A 5,535-nucleotide genomic window follows, 5' to 3' on the forward strand; every position below is an offset into this window, starting at 1 on the left:
GCGCGTCCGCTCTTTGAGAACTCAACAGCGTGCCGAAAGTCAGTGCCAAGTAATACCCCGTGCCGGGGCCTTCGGGTTCTGGTTTGGGATTCCTTTGGTTGATTGATATCGAGAGTGCTAGCTCTCGGTTCTCAGCCGGTTTCGAATTCATCTACGGAGAGTTTGATCCTGGCTCAGGACGAACGCTGGCGGCGTGCTTAACACATGCAAGTCGAACGGTGAACTCCGCTTGCGGGGGGATCAGTGGCGAACGGGTGAGTAACACGTGGGCAACCTGCCCTCAGCTCTGGGATAACTCCAAGAAATTGGGGCTAATACCGGATATGACTGCTGACCGCATGGTCTGGTGGTGGAAAGATTCATCGGCTGGGGATGGGCCCGCGGCCTATCAGCTTGTTGGTGGGGTAGTGGCCTACCAAGGCGACGACGGGTAGCCGGCCTGAGAGGGTGACCGGCCACACTGGGACTGAGACACGGCCCAGACTCCTACGGGAGGCAGCAGTGGGGAATATTGCGCAATGGGCGAAAGCCTGACGCAGCGACGCCGCGTGGGGGATGACGGCCTTCGGGTTGTAAACCTCTTTCAGCAGGGACGAAGCGAAAGTGACGGTACCTGCAGAAGAAGCACCGGCCAACTACGTGCCAGCAGCCGCGGTAATACGTAGGGTGCAAGCGTTGTCCGGAATTATTGGGCGTAAAGAGCTCGTAGGCGGTTTGTTGCGTCGGCTGTGAAATCCCGAGGCTCAACCTCGGGTCTGCAGTCGATACGAGCAAACTAGAGTGTTGCAGGGGAGACTGGAATTCCTGGTGTAGCGGTGAAATGCGCAGATATCAGGAGGAACACCGGTGGCGAAGGCGGGTCTCTGGGCAACAACTGACGCTGAGGAGCGAAAGCGTGGGGAGCGAACAGGATTAGATACCCTGGTAGTCCACGCCGTAAACGTTGGGCGCTAGGTGTGGGGCTCATTCCACGAGTTCCGTGCCGCAGCTAACGCATTAAGCGCCCCGCCTGGGGAGTACGGCCGCAAGGCTAAAACTCAAAGGAATTGACGGGGGCCCGCACAAGCGGCGGAGCATGTTGCTTAATTCGATGCAACGCGAAGAACCTTACCTAGGCTTGACATGCACGGAAATCCTCCAGAGATGGTGGGTCCGTAAGGGCCGTGCACAGGTGGTGCATGGTTGTCGTCAGCTCGTGTCGTGAGATGTTGGGTTAAGTCCCGCAACGAGCGCAACCCTCGTTCTATGTTGCCAGCACGTGATGGTGGGGACTCATAGGAGACTGCCGGGGTCAACTCGGAGGAAGGTGGGGATGACGTCAAATCATCATGCCCCTTATGTCTAGGGCTGCAAACATGCTACAATGGCCGGTACAAAGGGCTGCGATACCGTGAGGTGGAGCGAATCCCAAAAAGCCGGTCTCAGTTCGGATTGGGGTCTGCAACTCGACCCCATGAAGTTGGAGTCGCTAGTAATCGCAGATCAGCAACGCTGCGGTGAATACGTTCCCGGGCCTTGTACACACCGCCCGTCACGTCACGAAAGTCGGTAACGCCCGAAGCCGGTGGCCCAACCCTTGTGGAGGGAGCCGTCGAAGGCGGGATCGGCGATTGGGACGAAGTCGTAACAAGGTAGCCGTACCGGAAGGTGCGGCTGGATCACCTCCTTTCTAAGGAGCACTTCACCGCATCCCTCGGGGGTGTGGTGCAGAGCCGCGCCCAGGACACGACGGTTCTCCAGTCTCGGAGGGTCGCGCAGTTTCTGGGGTGGTGCTCGAGGGTGGAACGCTGACCAGTTCGGCCGGCCTCTCTGGTCGCTGCTAGTACGGCCCGCGCATGCGGGTGTGGAACGTGGTGGACAGGGATGGGTTCGGTTCGTAGGCACGCTGTTGGGTCCTGAGAGAGCGGACCTGTCCGCCGGGGGAACCTGGTGGGTGGTGACGTTGCTCTTGTGTCAGGGCCGTCCTGTTTCTCGTACCGCCTGGTTCCCTGTGGGGAGTCCGGGGTCTGGCGGGGGCGTGTGGGCGGTGTCTGGTCGTACGTTGAGAACTGCACAGTGGACGCGAGCATCTTTAAAGACTCTGATTAGCAGGGTTCTTGTAGGCCCGCAGCACGCTTCCTTCCGGGGGTGGTGTTGCGGGATTTTTGTGTGGCCAAGTTGTTAAGGGCACACGGTGGATGCCTTGGCACCAGGAGCCGATGAAGGACGTAGGAGGCTGCGATAAGCCTCGGGGAGCTGTCAACCGAGCGTTGATCCGAGGATTTCCGAATGGGGGAACCCCGCACCAGTCATGTGGTGTGACCCGCGCTTGAACACATAGGGCGTGTGGAGGGAACGTGGGGAAGTGAAACATCTCAGTACCCACAGGAAGAGAAAACAACCGTGATTCCGTGAGTAGTGGCGAGCGAAAGCGGATGAGGCTAAACCGATCGCATGTGATAGCCGGCAGGCGTTGTGTGGTCGGGGTCGTGGGACCGTCCAGTTCCTTCTGCCGAAGGGACGGGGAGTGAGAAAATGCATGTGTTAGTGGAAGGCCTCTGGAAGGGGTCGCCGTAGAGGGTGAGAGCCCCGTACACGAAAACGCTGCATCTCCCGGACGTGTTTCCCAAGTAGCACCGAGCCCGTGAAATTCGGTGTGAATCTGGCGGGACCACCCGCTAAGCCTGAATACTCCCTGGTGACCGATAGCGGACAAGTACCGTGAGGGAAAGGTGAAAAGTACCCCGGGAGGGGAGTGAAATAGTACCTGAAACCGTGTGCCTACAAGCCGTGAGAGCCTTAGGATTTCGGTCCGGGGTGATTGCGTGCCTTTTGAAGAATGAGCCTGCGAGTTAGTGGTACGTGGCGAGGTTAACCCGTGTGGGGTAGCCGTAGCGAAAGCGAGTCCGAACAGGGCGACCATCAGTCGCGTGCCCTAGACCCGAAGCCGAGTGATCTACCCATGGCCAGGTTGAAGCGCGGGTAAGACCGCGTGGAGGACCGAACCCACCAGGGTTGAAAACCTGGGGGATGAGCTGTGGGTAGGGGTGAAAGGCCAATCAAACTCGGTGATAGCTGGTTCTCCCCGAAATGCATTTAGGTGCAGCGTCACGTGTTTCTTGCCGGAGGTAGAGCACTGGATGGCTGAGGGGCCCCACAAGGTTACTGACGTCAACCAAACTCCGAATGCCGGTAAGTGAGAGCGTGGCAGTGAGACTGCGGGCGATAAGGTTCGTAGTCGAGAGGGAAACAGCCCAGATCATCGGCTAAGGCCCCTAAGCGTGTGCTAAGTGGAAAAGGATGTGGAGTCGCAGAGACAACCAGGAGGTTGGCTTAGAAGCAGCCACCCTTGAAAGAGTGCGTAATAGCTCACTGGTCAAGTGATTCCGCGCCGACAATGTAGCGGGGCTCAAGCACACCGCCGAAGCCGTGGCATTCATGCGTTAGCCCGTCGTTGCCCTCGAGGTGGCGGCCAGGTGCGTGGATGGGTAGGGGAGCGTCGTGTGGCGGTCGAAGCGGCGGAGTGATCCAGCCGTGGACGCCACGCGAGTGAGAATGCAGGCATGAGTAGCGAGAGGGGAGTGAGAACCTCCCCCGCCGGAAGACCAAGGGTTCCTGGGCCAGGCTAATCCGCCCAGGGTGAGTCGGGACCTAAGGCGAGGCCGACAGGCGTAGTCGATGGACAACGGGTTGATATTCCCGTACCCGCGAAGGAACGCCCATGCTGAACCCAGCGATGCTAACCGCCCGAACACCTCGTGCGATCCCTTCGGGGTGAGTGTGGGGGACTAGCGCGGGACCCGGACTGGTAGTAGGCAAGCGATGGGGTGACGCAGGAAGGTAGTCCTACCGGTGAGTGGTAGTACCGGTGCAAGGGTGTGGCCCGCGACGTAGGCAAATCCGCGTCGCATACAGGGTGAGGCCCGACGCATAGCCGAATGAGGCGAATTGGATGATCCTATGCTGCCGAGAAAAGCCTCTAGCGAGTTCCGAGCGGCCCGTACCCCAAACCAACTCAGGTGGTCAGGTAGAGAATACCGAGGCGATCGAGCGAACTGTGGTTAAGGAACTCGGCAAAATGCCCCCGTAACTTCGGGAGAAGGGGGGCCCTTTACCGTCAACACCCTTGCGGTGGGTAGCGGTGGGGGGTCGCAGAGACCAGTGAGAAGCGACTGTTTACTAAAAACACAGGTCCGTGCGAAGTCGTAAGACGATGTATACGGACTGACGCCTGCCCGGTGCTGGAACGTTAAGGGGACGGGTTAGTGCCTTCGGGTGCGAAGCTCAGAACTCAAGCGCCAGTAAACGGCGGTGGTAACTATAACCATCCTAAGGTAGCGAAATTCCTTGTCGGGTAAGTTCCGACCTGCACGAATGGCGTAACGACTTCTCAGCTGTCTCAACCACAGGCTCGGCGAAATTGCACTACGAGTAAAGATGCTCGTTACGCGCGGCAGGACGGAAAGACCCCGGGACCTTTACTATAGCTTGATATTGGTGTTCGGTTCGGCTTGTGTAGGATAGGTGGGAGACTGTGAAGCGGGCACGCCAGTGTTCGTGGAGTCGCCGTTGAAATACCACTCTGGTCGAATTGGATGTCTAACCTCGGTCCGTGATCCGGATCAGGGACAGTGTCAGGTGGGTAGTTTAACTGGGGCGGTTGCCTCCCAAAATGTAACGGAGGCGCCCAAAGGTTCCCTCAGCCTGGTTGGCAATCAGGTGTCGAGTGCAAGTGCACAAGGGAGCTTGACTGTGAGACCGACGGGTCGAGCAGGAGCGAAAGCTGGGACTAGTGACCCGGCACCGGCATGTGGAAGCGGTGTCGCTCAACGGATAAAAGGTACCCCGGGGATAACAGGCTGATCTTCCCCAAGAGTCCATATCGACGGGATGGTTTGGCACCTCGATGTCGGCTCGTCGCATCCTGGGGCTGGAGTAGGTCCCAAGGGTTGGGCTGTTCGCCCATTAAAGCGGTACGCGAGCTGGGTTTAGAACGTCGTGAGACAGTTCGGTCCCTATCCGCCGTGCGCGTAAGAGACTTGAGAAGAGCTGTCCCTAGTACGAGAGGACCGGGACGGACGAACCTCTGGTGTGCCAGTTGTACCGCCAGGTGCACTGCTGGTTAGCTACGTTCGGCAGGGATAACCGCTGAAAGCATCTAAGCGGGAAGCTCGCTTCAAGATGAGGTCTCTCACCGGGTCAACCGGGTAAGGCCCCCGCCCAGACCAGCGGGTTGATAGGCCGGAAGTGGAAGCACCGCAAGGTGTGCAGCTGACCGGTACTAACAGGCCGAGGGCTTGACCACACACACCCTCTTCTTCAAGGGGGGTGCGGGAACCATCAGGTCAAAGTCGAATTTACGAAGATTGCTTCGCGTCCACTGTGCGGTTCTGAACGCACGAACCAGAATGGTTCGTACATGTTCACAGAGTTACGGCGGCCATGGCGAGAGGGAAACGCCCGGCAACATTCCGAACCCGGAAGCTAAGCCTCTCAGCGCCGATGGTACTGCCCTGGAGACGGGGTGGGAGAGTAGGACGCCGCCGGACAACCATT

At 58.8% G+C, this 5,535-nt stretch carries 3 rRNA genes; all 3 read left to right on the plus strand.

The features are described from left to right. Positions 1–150: 150 nt before the first annotated feature. The 3 genes from CRP30_RS22085 (at position 151) to rrf (ending at position 5,528) form a co-directional block, all read left to right on the plus strand. Positions 151–1,669, plus strand: a 16S ribosomal RNA gene (locus tag CRP30_RS22085). Between the two features lie 481 nt (positions 1,670–2,150). Continuing rightward, positions 2,151–5,284: ribosomal RNA gene (locus CRP30_RS22090) — 23S ribosomal RNA — on the plus strand. A 127-nt stretch (positions 5,285–5,411) separates the two neighbouring features. Beyond that, a 5S ribosomal RNA gene (gene rrf, locus CRP30_RS22095) occupies positions 5,412–5,528 on the plus strand. The 16S, 23S and 5S rRNA genes sit together here, the layout of an rRNA operon. Positions 5,529–5,535 lie beyond the last annotated feature (7 nt).

The organism is Blastococcus haudaquaticus (assembly GCF_900230285.1).
GTDB classification, from domain to species: Bacteria; Actinomycetota; Actinomycetes; order Mycobacteriales; family Geodermatophilaceae; genus Blastococcus_B; species Blastococcus_B haudaquaticus.